Origin of the sequence: Tumebacillus lacus, assembly GCF_026410385.1 — a bacterium.
Taxonomy (GTDB): Bacteria; Bacillota; Bacilli; order Tumebacillales; family Tumebacillaceae; genus Tumebacillus; species Tumebacillus lacus.
In genome coordinates, this window is record NZ_JAPMLT010000002.1 from 275,349 (window position 1) to 290,601 (window position 15,253).

Consider the following 15,253-nt stretch of genomic DNA (forward strand, 5'->3'; position numbering starts at 1 on the left):
GGGGCACTTTATCCGGCCACACTTAGAAGGCCTTTTAGGTCTTCGTTCCTCGGCGAACACGGTACTCGTGGCGCGAGTATCGGGATTTTTCTGCTGAAAAACAAAGAGGCCGCCGGCGCCACCGAGCGTCCCCAAAAAGGGAAGGTCCACCAACGATAAAGACCGCTGCGAGACTGTACATGTTCAGTCTCGCAGCGGTCTTTATCCGTCGTCCGGCGCTCTCTTGGGGCCTTCCCCTCAAGCACCTCACACGATCCTAGTAGCACTGTTGCTTCGTTGAAACACGCAGACGATGCGTAGAAACTCCGCAAAAAATGCGCATCGACCATATGACCACTTTCAGTCCCATGCTCATCGGGTCTGGCGGGGATGGGGTCATTTTTCGAGGATTGGTTTTTTGCTCAAAAACCCCTTTGATCCTCGAAATCTGTTCTTGCTGTTTTTATGATCTCCCTTTCTAGTTTAACTCATGTACCTAATGGATGGACAGAAGAAAACCCTAGCCTCAGCCAGGGTTTATCCTCTCCCCTTACATCGTATCAAACGTGATCGGCAGTGCTTTCACCGCGTAGACCAATGTCGAGGTGACCGGTTGCAATTCGGTATCCGCTTGGAGTTTGATGTTCGGCAGGCGTTCGATGATCGCTTGCAACGCGATCTGGCCTTCCAGACGGGCCAGTGGTGCGCCGAGGCAGAAGTGGATGCCCCAGCCGAATGCCAGATGGGCGTTCGGGTTGCGGTTGACGATGAATCGGTCCGCATCGGGGAACTTGTCTTCGTCGCGGTTCGCGGAGGCGACCCAGGCGACGACCTGATCGCCTTTTTTGATCATCTGCCCGCCGAGTTCCACGTCTGTCGTGGCAAACCGGCTCGGGATTGCAGCCACGGGCGAATAGTAACGCAGCGCTTCTTCCACCGCGCCGGGGATCAGGTCCGGGTTTTTACGCAGTTGGGTCTGCAACTCCGGCTGCTCCGTAAAGGCGCGGACGGCGTTGGTGATCAGGTTGGTGGTCGTTTCGTTGCCCGCTACCAGCAGGAGGAGGCAGAAGGAGAGCAGTTGCCCTTCATTCAATCGCTCGCCTTCCACTTCCGCATCGAGCAGGACGGTCAGCAGGTCGTCGCCAGGGTTGACGCGGCGTGCATCGAGTTGCTTTTTAAAGTAGGCGCCGAGTTCTTGCGCGACGCGGGCCTTTTCCATCATGCTGGCTTGATACGCGTCTGCCTGTTGCACGTCGGGCGACTCGACCAGTTTGTCAGACCACTCTTTGAACAGATGGCGGTCTTCTCGCGGAATGCCGAGGATCTCCGCGATGACGATGACCGGCAGCGGACCGGCAAACGCTTCGATCAGGTCGATGGCCCCTTTGCCTGCCGCCTCGTCGAGCAGCTCATGGGTGATCTCCTCAATGCGCGGGGCCAGATCGGCCACTCGCTTGGGGGTAAAGGCGCGGTTTACGATGTTGCGGAACTTGGTGTGTTGCGGCGGGTCCATGCCGATCAGACTGGCACTGTCCTCGCGATTCTGGATGGCGTTGCGGTTTGAAGAGAACGTCGTGTGATCGGACAGCACGCGGTACACGTCTTCATAGCGAAAGACATCCCACGTGTCGCGGTCGCTGTCATAGCGCACAGGGGACGTCTCGCGCATGGTCTTGAAAAAGGAAAAAGGGTGGAGCCGTTCTTCGCGTGTCATCAGACCTTTGACGGGCGTCATGATGCCGGAACGCACTTGGCGCTGTTGTTCCATCTTGGTTCGCCTCCAGTTTGCTTTGATAGGACGAGCAACATTGTTCATCATCCTTCTAGATTATTAATTTTATAATATGCGGCACCTTACTACCAGATACACCTCATTTAATTTCTTTACACGACGCCATTGCGCCGTCATGATTGCGAATAAATGAGCAAAGACGCCCTGCCGATCAGGCAAGGGCGTCTTCTAAGTGACCATCAATGAGGCGCATGCATCGCAGTTTGGTCAACTGGGACACGGCGGATAAAGAACGCTATCACCAAGCCGATCAGTGTCACGCCCATCGCGAACAAGAACACGTGCTGCGATCCGGCCGTCATTGCGTTGGCCAGTTCTGACGGAGCGGTCGGTGTAGCGGAGCCGTGCAAGTACGACTCCATGCCGCCCGTCAGAATGGTGATCGCGACCGCTGTGCCGATTGCACCTGCGACTTGCTGGAGGGTGTTCATGACGGCCGTGCCGTGCGGGTACAACTCCGGGGGCAATTGGTTGAGGCCGTTCGTTTGAGCGGGCATCCAGATCATGGCGATCCCGATCATCAGTCCAATATGCAACGCGACGAGCAACGCCACTGCAGACGCAGGCGACGCGCCGGAGAAGAACCACAACATGATCGCCACGATCACAAGTCCCGGGATCACGAGCCACTTCGGCCCGTAGCGATCAAACAAACGCCCCATGCGCGGAGACAAGATCCCGTTCAACACGCTGCCCGGCAACAGGATCAGCCCGGCTGTGAACGCTGACAGATGCATGCCGTTCTGCAGGAACATCGGCAGGATGATCATACTCGGCATCATGATCAACATACACGCGAGCACCATCAGCAGACCGACGATGTACATCGGGTATTTGAAGACGGTGAGATTCATCATCGGTTCACGCATCGAGATCTGCCGCCATGTGAACAGGACGAGCGCGACCAGCCCGACGATGATCGACGCGATCACCACTGCGCCGCTCCCGTCTTCCGCTCCTTCGCCCGCCTTGCTGAAGCCGAACACAACGCCTCCAAAGCCGAGCGTGGACAAAGAAACGGAAGGCAGATCGATCCGGGGCTTCGTCACCTCAGTGACATTTTCCAAATACTTCAGTCCCACCAGCCACCCGATGACCAAAAACGGCAGCGAGAGCCAGAAGATGTAATGCCAGGACAAATACTCGATCAAGATCCCCGCCACCGTCGGGCCGGTCGCCGGTGCGAACATGATGACGAGGCCGACGAACCCCATCGCCTCTCCCCGCTGGTCCGGCGGATAGATGACCAAGATCGTATTGAACATCAACGGCAGCAACAAGCCCATCCCGAGCGCCTGCAGCACGCGGGCGACCATCAACATTTCAAAATTCACGGCGAGTGCGGCGATCAAGGTCCCTGCGATCAAACTGACGAGCGAACCGGTGAACAACTGCCGCGTCGTAAAGCTCTGCAACAGCAACCCGCTCATCGGCATGATGATGCCAAGCGTCAGCAGAAACCCCGTCGTCAACCACTGTGCGGTCGCGGCCGAGATCTGGAACACTTCCATTAAATTGATGATCGCGATATTGAGCGCGGTCTCGCTGAAAAAGCCGACAAACCCGCAGATCAGCAGCGACGCCAAGATGGCGCGTGTGTTGTATTGTTTTTGGGTCTCCATAAGGACTCCTTCAATTGAACTAGTGGTACCGGACACGTCGAGTCAATTGACATTATATCACCTTCTTCCTTCTGCTGCGGTGTGCACAAAAAAACTGCCCGCCATGATGATCTCATGACAGGCAGGAAGAACTAGCGCTTGATCTTTGCGTACGGATACAACGTGGTGCCGCCGATCGTAACTTGAATTTCGTTCGACAACGGCAGGTTGCGCTCATTCAGAATGGTTCTCCACCACTCCCAGGCAAGGCCTGTGCATTCTTTCGCGAAGATATTGATATTTCTTGCATTGGGCGGCAGAGGAATGACGGTCGAGTAATGAGCCGTCTTGTTTCTGTTGTTGCCTTCCCAGTTTTTATGGGTCAACACTTCTTTGCCTATGGCGTCATAGGCGACCTCATCCCAGGACACTGCAAATTGAGCCACATAGGCGCCGTAATGATCCAAGGTGATCTTGCCTTTCGAGTATTCGGTCGTGGTGGTCTCGATATAATCCGTGTTGTTGTGAACGGCTGCGATGGCGTTGTCTTTCAGAAACACACTGGTGTACGAGATCGGATAGGCCGGATTTTTGAGGCTCAGTGCTGCGTTGTTTTTGATGATCTCTCTGATTTCGTTGAAGTCTTTGGTGACGATTTTGTTATGCTCTTGCGAATCGCCGCCCAGTACAACGGCTGTAAAGGTGCTTTCCTCAAGGATGTCTTTGTATTGTCCGCTTGCTCCCACATCGACACCTTTGAGCAACGCTTTAAATGCGGCTTGTACATCTTTGCTCTTCGAGGTCGTTTCCAATTTCACATAGATCGTTCGGCCATACGCCACGTTGGATACCATGACAGGCGGGGCCGCTTGGCTGACCCCTTTGCGAGTGAGCTCTTCATACGTCACACTCTCGCCAAAGAGGTCGGAAGGATTGTTCGGCAGTTCTGCACTGACGGTATAGAAGATCTGCTTGTAGGCCGCGATCATCGCTTTTTTCTCGCCGCTGGCGATCGCGTTGAAGTCGATGCCCAACTCACCGTCCAGTACTTTCGCGTTCACATTCAGAGCGCTGGCGATCTGATGTTGGCTGTGCACCATCGACTCCGCGTACTGGATTCTTGCCGGCAACGTATGAGTGGCGGAATACTTTTCATTCCAAGTCGACACCAACCCATCGATGGCGCCCGACACGTTGCCGTACGTGGGATTTTGGACGGTCACCGTGTTTTCACTTTTCATGCCCGGCAGATCGATGCTGATGTTGAGCGGCTTTCTTTGCGCCACCAACAGGCTGGGCTGGTTGTCGGCAAACGCACGGTTTGCCAGTTGCACCGCACCCGGATAGGTGCGATTGGCCATCGAGTCGATGATGGAGATGTCCACCGGCGAAGTAGTGAGCGATCTTTTGTTGCGTTCCACCACGATGAACTTATCGCTCGAGGTGATGCCTTCTCTGGGTACGAAGCTTTCGATGGTGTCACCGCGTACGGCCAAGATCTCCCGGCTGTCGTAGTTCAGACTGCCGATGCCCGCGTCAATGCTGCTTGCAGGGGTTTCCGCGAAGGTCACTCCTGAATATGTAGCGAGGGACAACGAGAGAGATAAGGATACTAACAGTTTAGATAGTTTACTTTGTTTAGTGTAGTTCAAAATTACACCCTCCTTTTTTACGAAATTCTATCACTCGATCTCGTAGAAAACAAGGTAAATTAGTCCTAGTAGTCAAGTAAGAATAAAGACTGACCTCATCGCCGCATCGCTCGTGGGAACAAAAAAGACTGCTTGCCATGATCGCCATGACAAGCAGTCTTTTTACATGCTATTTTATTACTCCACCGTAACCGACTTCGCCAGGTTGCGCGGGTTATCCACGTCGTTGCCGCGTGCCGTCGACGCGTAGTATGCGAGCAACTGCAGCGGGATCACAGCCAGCACCGGTGCCAGGAACGGCAGGGTGCGCGGGATGCGAATCACGCGGTCGACCGACTTGGCGATCTCTTTGTCGTCTTCCCATGCGATGCCGAGCACGTACGCGTCGCGGGTTTTGACTTCGATGATGTTGGAGAGGGTCTTGTCGTACAGGTCATCTTGGGTGACCAGTGCGACGACCGGGACGTCCTCGACGATCAGGGCGAGGGTGCCGTGTTTGAGTTCGCCTGCTGCGTACGCTTCTGCGTGCATGTAGGAGATCTCTTTGAGCTTCAGCGAGCCTTCCAGCGAGACCGCGTAGTCGAGGCCGCGGCCAATGAAGAAGGCATGCTCTTTGGATGCCCATTCGTTGGCGAATGCTTTGACCTCGTCGGAGGTGCCGAGCGCTTTTTCCGCCAGTTCCGGCAGTTCGCGCAGGGCGGCGAGGATCTCCGGGACTTGGGTGGCGCCCACGGAGCCGCGCTGCTCAGCCAGCCAGCCTGCGAACAGGTAGAGGGAGATCAGCTGCGTGGTGTACGCCTTGGTCGAAGCGACGGAGATCTCCGGGCCTGCCCAGGTGAACACGACATCGTCCGCTTCACGAGCTGCGGAGGAGCCGACGACGTTGGTGATCGCGACGACGCGGGTGCCGCGAGCTTTTGCTTCGCGCAGAGCTGCCAGGGTGTCGGCCGTCTCGCCTGACTGGGTGATGATGATCATCAGCGTGTTTTCGGTGATGATCGGATCACGATAGCGGTACTCGGACGCGATCTCGCAGGAGACCGGGATGCGGGTCAGCTTTTCCAGTGCAGCCGCGCCGACCATGCCGGCATGCCACGAGGTGCCGCATGCGACGATGTGGATGCGGTCGATGTTTTGCGCGAAGTTCTCCGGCCATTGGATCTCGTCGAACACGACGCGCTGGCCGTCTTCGGAGATGCGGCCGGTCAGGGTGTCGCGGATCGCTTTCGGCTGCTCGTGGATCTCTTTGAGCATGAAGTGCTCGTAGCCGCCTTTTTCAGCAGCCGATGCGCTCCAGGTGACTTCGTAGACGTTCTTTTCAGTCGGGTTGCCTGCGAGGTCGAACGTTTTGACCGAGTCTTGGGTCAGGACCGCCATCTCGCCGTCTTCGAGGATGTAGACGTTGCGGGTGTATTCAAGAATCGCCGGGATGTCCGACGCGATGAAGTTTTCGTCTTGGCCAAGGCCGATGATCAGCGGGGACTGTTTGCGCACGGCGATCAGTTTGCCCGGCTCGTATTTGCTCATGATGCCCAGCGCATAAGCGCCGTGCAGTCGCTTGTTGACGAGCAGAACGGTTTCGAACAGGTCGCCGGTCCAGAGCTCTTCCAGCAGGTGAGCGACGACTTCGGAGTCGGTCTCAGACAGGAAGACGTGGCCTTTTGCAATCAGCTCTTCACGAATCGGGATGTAGTTCTCGATGATGCCGTTGTGCACGATGGTGAAGTTGCCGGTCTGGTCTTGGTGCGGATGCGCGTTTTCATCAGACGGACGGCCGTGGGTCGCCCAACGGGTATGACCGATGCCTTGCGAGCCGGTGATGCGATCCGGGCCGTCGACGAGCTCGGCCAGATTGGCCAGACGGCCGACCGTTTTCTTGATGGTGACGTCGCCGTCGTTGAAGACTGCGATACCCGAAGAGTCATAGCCACGGTATTCCAACTTCGACATGCCGTGCAGCAGGACGTCCTGCGCTTGTTTGTTGCCGATATATCCAACGATTCCACACATGTTTACAGTTCCTCCTCAAATGAGGCAACGGGGAAATAGACCTGCGCCATCGGGGCGCAAGGTACCTGTTGCCGATCCTGTCCCGTTTTTGACGAGCACGGGCGTTTGTTTACTCGGAGCCATGGCGTCCCTTTGTCCCGCCAGTCACCTGTCGGATTTCGGGAAACGTCCTGTCGTTGTGGCTCGCACCGGGAGGCATCCGCCGATGTTTCGATACTCCTCCACCTCGTCAACTGCTGTGCGGTAGATCTCCGCTCAGGCACAACAGTTCAGGCGCTTTTGAAAAGACTCACATTACAGAATACGTACGAGCTGTCCCCTTTTGTAGCATCACCTCCTGCAAAGGTATACTATGCAAGTTTGAAAAAAGCGGAATCCGGCGAACGACCTTGTGAGAACGCCCGCCGGGTTCCCGCCTGTATGCACGTGATGTTACTGCTGGCCTTGCTCTTCGCGGACGACGTCCGCGATCTCACCCACATAGCGTCGCAGGGATTCTTCCTCCGGGCCTTCTGCCATGACGCGGATCAGCGGTTCGGTGCCCGATGGGCGCACCAGCACGCGGCCGTCCGCTCCGAGCAGCTCCTCGACGCGCGTGATCGCCGCCTGGATGCGCTCGTTTTCCTTCCAGCCGTCCTTTGTCGCCACGCGTACGTTGACGAGGACCTGCGGGAAGCTTTGCATCACAGAAGCCAGTGCAGACAGCGACTTCTGAGATTCTACCATAATATCCGTGAGTTGCAGGGCTGTCAAGAGACCGTCGCCCGTGGTGTTGTGCTGGAGCATGATGATGTGGCCGGATTGCTCGCCGCCGAGCAGGTAGCCGCCCTCTTTCATCGCTTCCATCACGTAGCGGTCGCCGACCGCCGCTTTGATCACGTGGATGTCCTGTTCGCGCATCGCTTTGAGGAAACCGATGTTCGACATGACGGTGGCGACGACCGTGTTTCCGGCCAGTTCGCCGCGTGCTTTCAAAGCCACGCCGAGGATCGCCATGATGTAGTCGCCGTCGACGATGTTGCCTTTTTCATCGACTGCGATCAGGCGATCCGCATCACCGTCAAAAGACAGGCCGATCGCCGCACCGTGCGCCAAGACCGCCTCCTGCACGTTTTCCGGGTGGGTGGAGCCGCAATCGACGTTGATGTTGGTGCCGGTCGGCTCGGCAAAGATCGAGACGACCTCCGCACCGAGGGAGCGGAACACGTCGGCCGCGATGTAGGACGCAGCGCCGTTGCCGCAGTCGAGAACGACCTTGACGCCGTCAAAACGGTTTTTGATCGTCGACTGTTGGAACGCGGTGAACATCGCCCCTGCGTCCAGTTGGTCGAGCACGCGGCCGACGTCGTTGCCGGTCGGACGCGGGAGTTCGTCGGACGCCGCGTCGAGCAGCGCTTCAAACTCTGCTTCTTGCGCGTCGGTCAGTTTGTAGCCGTCGCCGCCGAAGAATTTGATGCCGTTATCGGGCACCGGGTTGTGCGAGGCGGAGATCATCACGCCTGCGTCCGCTTTCAACTCGCGGGTGAGGTACGCCACGCCGGGGGTCGGGATGACGCCAAGGCGCAACACGTCCACGCCGATCGAGGTGATGCCGGCGATCAATGCCGCTTCCAGCATGTCGCCGGAGATGCGGGTGTCTTTGCCGACTGCGATCTGTGCGCGGCCGGAGGTTCCTTTGGTCAGGACGTACGCGCCGGCACGCCCCAGTTTAAATGCCAATTCAGGTGTCAGTTCGAGGTTGGCAACACCGCGAACACCGTCAGTTCCGAAATAACGAGCCACAGAGCAATATTCTCCTTCTCTTTCAGAATATGAGAGGTCGAACCTTTTACATCCAGTTCATTGTCACACATCCGCGTACAGAGCACAATAGCGACTCTCTCTTTCCCAATTATTAGACGTGCGCGGAGGGCAAAAGGTTACTCCATCTGTAAAAAAGCTCCGAGCAGGCACCCGGAGCTTTCTTTTTCAACACTTTATCTTCCAGCTTGTTATTTTTTCAGTTCCAAGGTGACGGTCGCAGGTTCCACCGTCAGCACTTTGATAAAGTTGGGCGCGTTGACCTGCACCCGCATCTGATGCCGTCCCGCCGGCTGATTGGTGACGTCCACGTAGGCATGGAGGTCCTGCGCAGTCAGTTTTTCCACCAGTGACGGGGCTCCGGCGACGGTGACCGAGACGGTGTCGCTCGAGTCGAGGACGGTGTAGCTCTGGCCTTCACTCAGTCCTGTCACTTTGACCGGCACGCCGGCAAAGGTGCGCTCGGAGGCCGCCACGACTTTGATCTCCACCTCGACCTCTTGCGGCTCGACGCCGGTCACACCTTCGATGTTGGCCAGTTTGAGCGGCAGGCGGGTGTTTTGGCTCAGTCCGGTCAGATCGATCACCGGCACCGGGTAGGCGCTGAGCGACGAGAGAGCCGCTGCCGAGCCGAACACGGTGACGGAGCCGGTCTGGTTGATCGATTCTACCGCATAGCCCGGTGCGAGGTCGCCTTTGAACTGGAGCTGCAACGGCACCGATTTGGAAGGGCGGGTGATCGGTACGTTGACTTCGGCGCGCTCTTGGCTCAGGTGAACGCCCTCGACCTGCTTGCCCGCCTGATTCAAAGCGATCAAGGGCGCGCTGGTCTGGAGGTTCTCCTGCGCTTCGTCGACGTCGATGGTGGCGACGACGCGGACGACGTCGTTCACCGCCGATTGGGGGCCGGAGATGACGACCGCCTTCGGGTTGACGACCGCATCGCCCACGTTCAGACCTTCTTTGGGTTTGCCTTCGGTGACGAGCGTGATCGCCATCTCTTTGTTGGCGTTCTTCTCCAGTGTAATGGCGACGGTGGTTCTGGTGATCTCCACACCGGGCGGCGTGCCCCGCGTGAACACCTCGACCTCGTGCGTGCCTTCGCCAAGGCGGCGGGCATCGGCCATCACTTCGATGGAGCCGCCCGTCGCCACGGCGCGCAACACGTCGAGCGCCGGTCCCTGCAGGGTGAGGTTGACCTTGGGCTCGCCGACCAGCGAGTAGAGCCTTTCGTCGTAGAGCACCGTCACCGCTTTGTCGTTCAACGACTGCGTGCTCCCGGCAAAACCCGCGCTGCCGTTGCCCGCCGTGTTGGTCTCTTGGCCGCTGTGCACCGTCATCCAAAGCAGGAGGGCGAGCAGGGCGGCGACGATCTTCAGAATCGTGTTGTTTTGCAGCAGGCGGTCCATCATTCCGATCCACCCGCCTTTCGCCCGAACAGCGTGAAGCCGCGCTCTTTGTTTTTGATCAGGAGCTTGGACAGCATCTCGCGGAACGTCTGCTCATCGAGGTTGCGGGTGATCGTGCCGTCGAGGGCGATGGAGATCGTTCCGGTCTCCTCGGAGACGACGACGGCGACCGAGTCGGACAGTTCGGAGACGCCGATGGCCGCCCGGTGCCGGGTGCCCAGTTCTTTGCTCAGCTCCGGATTGTCGGTCAAGGGCAGAAACGCCGATGCGGCGACGATGCGATTGGCCTGGATCATCACCGCTCCGTCGTGGAGCGGGGTGTTCGGGATGAAGATGTTGATCAAAAGTTCGGACGAGACGATCGCCCCGATGGCGATGCCCGTCTCCGTATAATCGCCAAGACCGGTGTCGCGCTCGATGATGATCAGCGCGCCGATCTTGTTTTTTGACAGCACTTGTGTCGCTTTGGTCAATTCGCCGATTGTGCGCGGGATGTCCTCCTCGTCAAACACCGTCGTGCTCCGGGCAAAGAAGCGTCCCCGCCCGAGTTGTTCCAGCGCACGCCGCAGTTCCGGCTGAAAGACGACCGGAATCGCGAACAGTCCGATCGTCAGCGTCTTGTCGAGCAGCCACGAAAGCGCTGCCAGATCTAACGCGTGGGAGAGCCCGGTGCCGATCAGGATGACGACGACGCCTTGGAGCAACTGCACCGCCCGGGTGCCGCGAATCAGCATAATCACGCGGTATATCACAAAAGCGACGATGATGATATCGAGCGCATCAAACAGATTAAACGTGCCAAAAATCTTCTCGAATGTTTGCAAATCGGCCACCTACTGCCTTTCCACTGTCACAGCTTCTGTACCATGCTTACTATTTCCGTTCTTGCCGTATTCTTATGATTTCGCTAGGACTCCCTGTTCTCCTTTTTGATTTTTATAAAAAAACCCCTCTTTTCCAAGAGACGGAAAAGAGGGGGTATCGGTTACTGCCCGTTCTTTGAGATCTCGTGCCAGGCCCGCTTGACGTAAAACATCATCCGCTCCAGCGCTTCGTCAACGACGACCGTCTCGCCGGAGATGTCGGCCGTGGCGGAACGATAGATGTGACCGCCGACCGCGGTGACGGAGCCGTTGACTCGGCCGCGCACTTCGACATCGCCGTTTTGGATGACGAGGTCGCCTTGGTATTCGCTTCCCTCCGGGACGATCACCTTGCCGTTTTCGACGATCAACCCTTGCGAGTTGTCTGCCGTCAGGGCAAATTCGTCCGGCGTCGCCAGCGAGAAGCCAAGACCGAAGACCAGCACCGCCGCCGCCGCGATGCCGCTGTATTTCATAAACTGCGGTCGCCAGTTGCCGCGCGGCGGATGTTCTTTGTCCAGTTTGGCAAGTACATTTTCGGTAAAGCCGGGCGGCGCTTTCAGCCACTCCGCCTGCACCGCGTCTTGAATCGCGCTGCCGAGGAGTTGGAAGTGCGTCAAGCACGGGGGACACGAGGCCATGTGCGCTTCAAATCGCTCGCGCTCTGCCGCATCCATCTCTTCGTCCAGATACCGATGCATCAGTTCTTCATAATGTTCCGTGCAGCTCACGTCCCACACCTCCTATTGAGTCGCCTTGAGGCCGGCGCGCAGGGCTTCCCGACCGCGATGAATCCGCGTCTTGACGGTCGAGACCGGCACCTCTAAAATGTCGGCGATCTCCTGCAGCGACAGATCATGCATATACTTGAGAATCACAGCCGCGCGGTAGTTGTCCGGCAGATTTTCAATCGCCGTCTGCACCTCGCGATGCGTCTCGTTGCGAACCGCATCCTCCTCCGGGGTGCGGCCCGGTGAGGCCAACCGCGAATACATGTCGCCTCCCTCGACGCCGCCTGTCTCCGCGTCGAGCGAGTAGTCCGCCTTTTTCTTGCGCATCCGGTCGATACAAAGGTTCGTCGCGATGCGGTAGATCCAAGTGGAAAATTTGTGATTCGCGTTGTATTTGTTCAGGTTCGCATACGCGCGCAAAAACGCCTCTTGCGCCACGTCTTCCGCTTCCTGCGGGTTGCCGAGCATTCGATAGCCCAGATTGTACAATTTGTCTTTGTAGATCTCCACCAACTCACCAAACGCCAGCCGGTCACCTTTTTGGGCCCGTTTGACGATTCGATGTTCCAACAGTTCCATGAGCAGCCTCCGACGTTTGACTCCGGCTACAAGGGGATACGCACCGGACTCGAAAAAGTTTCACTCCTTTTTGATTTTCCCCTCTTCCTAAAAAATACCTGCCGATCGGTCAGAAAAAAAAAGATCCCCGTAAAGACAGGAATCTTTTCGAATACATATACATACAGTCCCATTATGCCTGCTGTGTGGTTTCCGACGGAGTGGTCGCCTGGGCTGCCGCGTTGGCCAGTTTCTCGAGCGCCCGCTGCTCCTTCAGCCAACGCCAGGCAAACAGCGCGGTCATCACCAGCACGATCGAGCCGCCGATCGCAAACGGGGCACGCAGTGAGATCATCGATTCGAGCTGGGCCGCGGCGAATGTCGCCAGCGGGTAGCAGATCACCGAGACCATCTGCACGACTGCGTAAATCGAGGAGCGCAAATGCGGTTCCGACTGCTGAATGATCGTCGATTCCGAGATGTTGTACACCACCTGGCCGAGGCCGAACACCGCCATCACCAAGATCAACATCAGCCACCAGTGGCTGAACGAAGCCAAGATCCCCACCGCACCGCACAAGAGCGCGCCGACGATCAACACATGACTGTCCCGCCATTTCAGATCCAAGCGGCGCATCAGCATCGCACCGCCAAGACCTCCGACGACCGTCGCGCTGTTCACGACGGAGAGCAGGAACGAGCCGCCCCCGATCACATCGCGCACCAGCGGTGCCATCATCACCAGCATCGGCACGAGGAACGTGTTGATCGTCAGCGACGTCCAGAACACCAAACGGAGCGTTGACGAGTCGGTGATCGCTTTGCGAGCCGCCTGCCAGTTCTCGCTGAAGCGCGAGAACACCTCTTTGACACTGCGCTGATCCCCTTTCGCCGACAGAGTCGGTGCCCCTCCCCCGATAAAGAAAGAGACGATGCCCGCGATGATAAAGGTCACCGCGTTGACCATAAATCCAGCTCCGAAGAACCACTGCATCAACGCCCCGCCGGTCAAAAATCCGACCAACTGCGTGATGCTGCGCCCGGAAGCCAGATCCGCATTTGCTTTGCGAAGCTGCTCCGAGATCGTCGGAATGTACGATTGCATCGCAGCTTCAAAACCGCCCGCCAAGAAAGAGTTCCCTGCCGTCAGCAACAGCGTGACGTAGGTCAAGTTGCTTCCCTCGCCCATCGCCACGAACCAAAACAACACCATCAATCCGCCGCGTACCAGGTCGCTCCACACGATCATCTTGCGGCTTCCAATATAATTGACCCACGGCGCCAAGATAAACGAGCCGACCGCGCGCGCGATGATCGACAAGGACACCGCTCCCGCCACGCCCCAAGCGCCCCCTTGTACCAAGGCAAACCAGACCAATGTAATACTAAAAATGTAGTCCCCGTAATAAGACAAGGTCCGTGCGAACCAAAACGCTTTAAACTTGTTCACTTCTCTTTCCCCTCCTTTCCTCCATGATGATCAGGTTATAACTGGAATATTCAGATATCATGCAAATTATGATCGAGTCCGTCAACTGCTGGATCGATTTTCTGGGAGGATGATTCATAAGTCTAATATTAAATGTATGCTACTCGGGCAAAAAAAACAAGCTCTTGTGACGAATTTAACTTACAAAAATCCGTTACAAGAGCAAAAATGTGTTTTTATTTGTTTAGTTGGCGTGCACTTTTCCCTGCATACCGCGGATCAGCACCTCCGCGACCTCCGGACGCGTAAACTCGACCGGCAAGGATTCTCCGGCGCGAAGTTTGGCGCGCACCTTGGTCCCGGAGAGAGTCAGGTGGTCTTCTTTGCCGTGCGGGCACGTCTTGGTCGAGGCCATCGCTTGGCATTTCGTGCAATAGAAGCTGTGTTCGAAGAACAGAGGCTGGATGCCGAGTTCCTCCGCCGTGAAGTGGCGGAAGATCAGCTGCGCGTCGTACGTGCCGTAATAATCGCCGACCCCGGCGTGGTCACGGCCGACGATAAAGTGCGTGCAGCCGAAGTTTTTGCGCACCATCGCGTGGAACACCGCCTCGCGAGGACCCGCATAGCGCATCGCCGCCGGAAACACGCCGAGTTGGACGCGATCCTCCGGGTAGTAGTGCCGGAGTAGCACTTCGTAGCTCTCCATGCGCACATCGGCCGGGATGTCGTCCGATTTGGTCTCGCCGACGAGCGGGTTCAGGAACAGGCCGTCGACGATCTCCAAGGCGCTTTTTTGAATGTATTCATGCGCGCGGTGCACCGGGTTGCGGGTCTGGAATCCGACGACGGTGTTCCAGCCTTTTTCCGCGAACAGCTCGCGCGTTTCTCTCGGGTCAAAGCGAAACTCGGCAAAGTCTCGGTCGCTCTGGCGTTCCAGCAACCAGATGTCGCCTGCGAGATAGACATCCGGTCTTTGATACAATTTCGCCACGCCCGGATGCGCATCCTCTGTCGTGCGATAGACAAGTTCTGCCTCCCGCACTTTGTCGACTTGATATTGTTCACTGACTTGCAACGTTCCGTAGATCACGCCGTCTTCGCCGACCAGCGCGACCGTCTCTCCGACTTGGATCTGCTCGGCGAGGGCTTTCTCAACCGGCAGGGTGATTGGCAGGCTCCATACGGTGCCGTCTGCGAGGCGCATGTTCTCCAGCACGCTCACATAGTCGGCTGCCCCCAAAAACCCCGTGAGCGGCGAAAATGCGCCCACAGCGATCAGTTCCAAATCGGAGAGTGCAAAGGAGTCCAAAGGGACCTGTTTCAGCGTTTTTGCTATCTGTCGTTGTTCTTCCCGTTCTGCTCCTGTCAGCACACGGTCGATCAAGGTACCGCCATGCGGCGCAATCAAACCTTTCACAGCAAAGACCTC

At 57.3% G+C, this 15,253-nt stretch carries 11 protein-coding genes; all 11 read right to left on the reverse strand.

Features of this window, described 5'->3' with window-relative positions; translation table 11 throughout:
* Nucleotides 1–529: 529 nt before the first annotated feature.
* The gene (locus OS242_RS05675; RefSeq protein ID WP_267150685.1) at nt 530–1,747 is read right to left on the reverse strand and encodes a cytochrome P450; all 1,218 of its coding nucleotides are present in this window, start codon (nt 1,745–1,747) and stop codon (nt 530–532) included.
* A gap of 203 nt (nt 1,748–1,950) precedes the next feature.
* Nucleotides 1,951–3,393 (reverse strand): DHA2 family efflux MFS transporter permease subunit, encoded by a 1,443-nt coding sequence (locus tag OS242_RS05680; protein ID WP_267150686.1) that lies wholly within the window; start codon nt 3,391–3,393, stop codon nt 1,951–1,953.
* A gap of 131 nt (nt 3,394–3,524) precedes the next feature.
* Nucleotides 3,525–5,024 (reverse strand): thiol-activated cytolysin family protein, encoded by a 1,500-nt coding sequence (locus OS242_RS05685; protein ID WP_407702085.1) that lies wholly within the window; start codon nt 5,022–5,024, stop codon nt 3,525–3,527.
* A gap of 177 nt (nt 5,025–5,201) precedes the next feature.
* Nucleotides 5,202–7,034, reverse strand: coding sequence for a glutamine--fructose-6-phosphate transaminase (isomerizing) (glmS, locus tag OS242_RS05690; RefSeq protein ID WP_267150688.1), 1,833 nt, complete (start codon nt 7,032–7,034; stop codon nt 5,202–5,204).
* A 432-nt stretch (nt 7,035–7,466) separates the two neighbouring features.
* A complete protein-coding gene (gene glmM, locus OS242_RS05695) occupies nt 7,467–8,816 on the reverse strand; it encodes a phosphoglucosamine mutase (protein WP_267150689.1) in 1,350 nt (449 codons plus the stop codon).
* A gap of 209 nt (nt 8,817–9,025) precedes the next feature.
* Nucleotides 9,026–10,243, reverse strand: coding sequence for a CdaR family protein (locus OS242_RS05700; protein WP_267150690.1), 1,218 nt, complete (start codon nt 10,241–10,243; stop codon nt 9,026–9,028).
* Nucleotides 10,243–11,067, reverse strand: a complete 825-nt coding sequence (cdaA, locus tag OS242_RS05705; RefSeq protein ID WP_267150691.1) for a diadenylate cyclase CdaA — start codon at nt 11,065–11,067, stop codon at nt 10,243–10,245. The genes OS242_RS05700 and cdaA overlap by 1 nt, the downstream gene beginning before the upstream one ends.
* A 161-nt stretch (nt 11,068–11,228) precedes the next feature.
* On the reverse strand, nt 11,229–11,837 hold the full coding sequence (locus tag OS242_RS05710; RefSeq protein WP_267150692.1) for a zf-HC2 domain-containing protein: 609 nt from the start codon (nt 11,835–11,837) through the stop codon (nt 11,229–11,231).
* Nucleotides 11,838–11,849: 12 nt separating this feature from the next.
* Nucleotides 11,850–12,416 (reverse strand): RNA polymerase sigma factor SigW, encoded by a 567-nt coding sequence (sigW, locus tag OS242_RS05715; protein WP_267150693.1) that lies wholly within the window; start codon nt 12,414–12,416, stop codon nt 11,850–11,852.
* Nucleotides 12,417–12,588: 172 nt separating this feature from the next.
* Nucleotides 12,589–13,845, reverse strand: coding sequence for an MFS transporter (locus tag OS242_RS05720; RefSeq protein ID WP_267150694.1), 1,257 nt, complete (start codon nt 13,843–13,845; stop codon nt 12,589–12,591).
* A 223-nt stretch (nt 13,846–14,068) separates the two neighbouring features.
* Complete coding sequence (sat, locus tag OS242_RS05725) at nt 14,069–15,241, reverse strand: sulfate adenylyltransferase (protein ID WP_267150695.1); 1,173 nt, start codon at nt 15,239–15,241, stop codon at nt 14,069–14,071.
* Nucleotides 15,242–15,253: the final 12 nt, after the last annotated feature.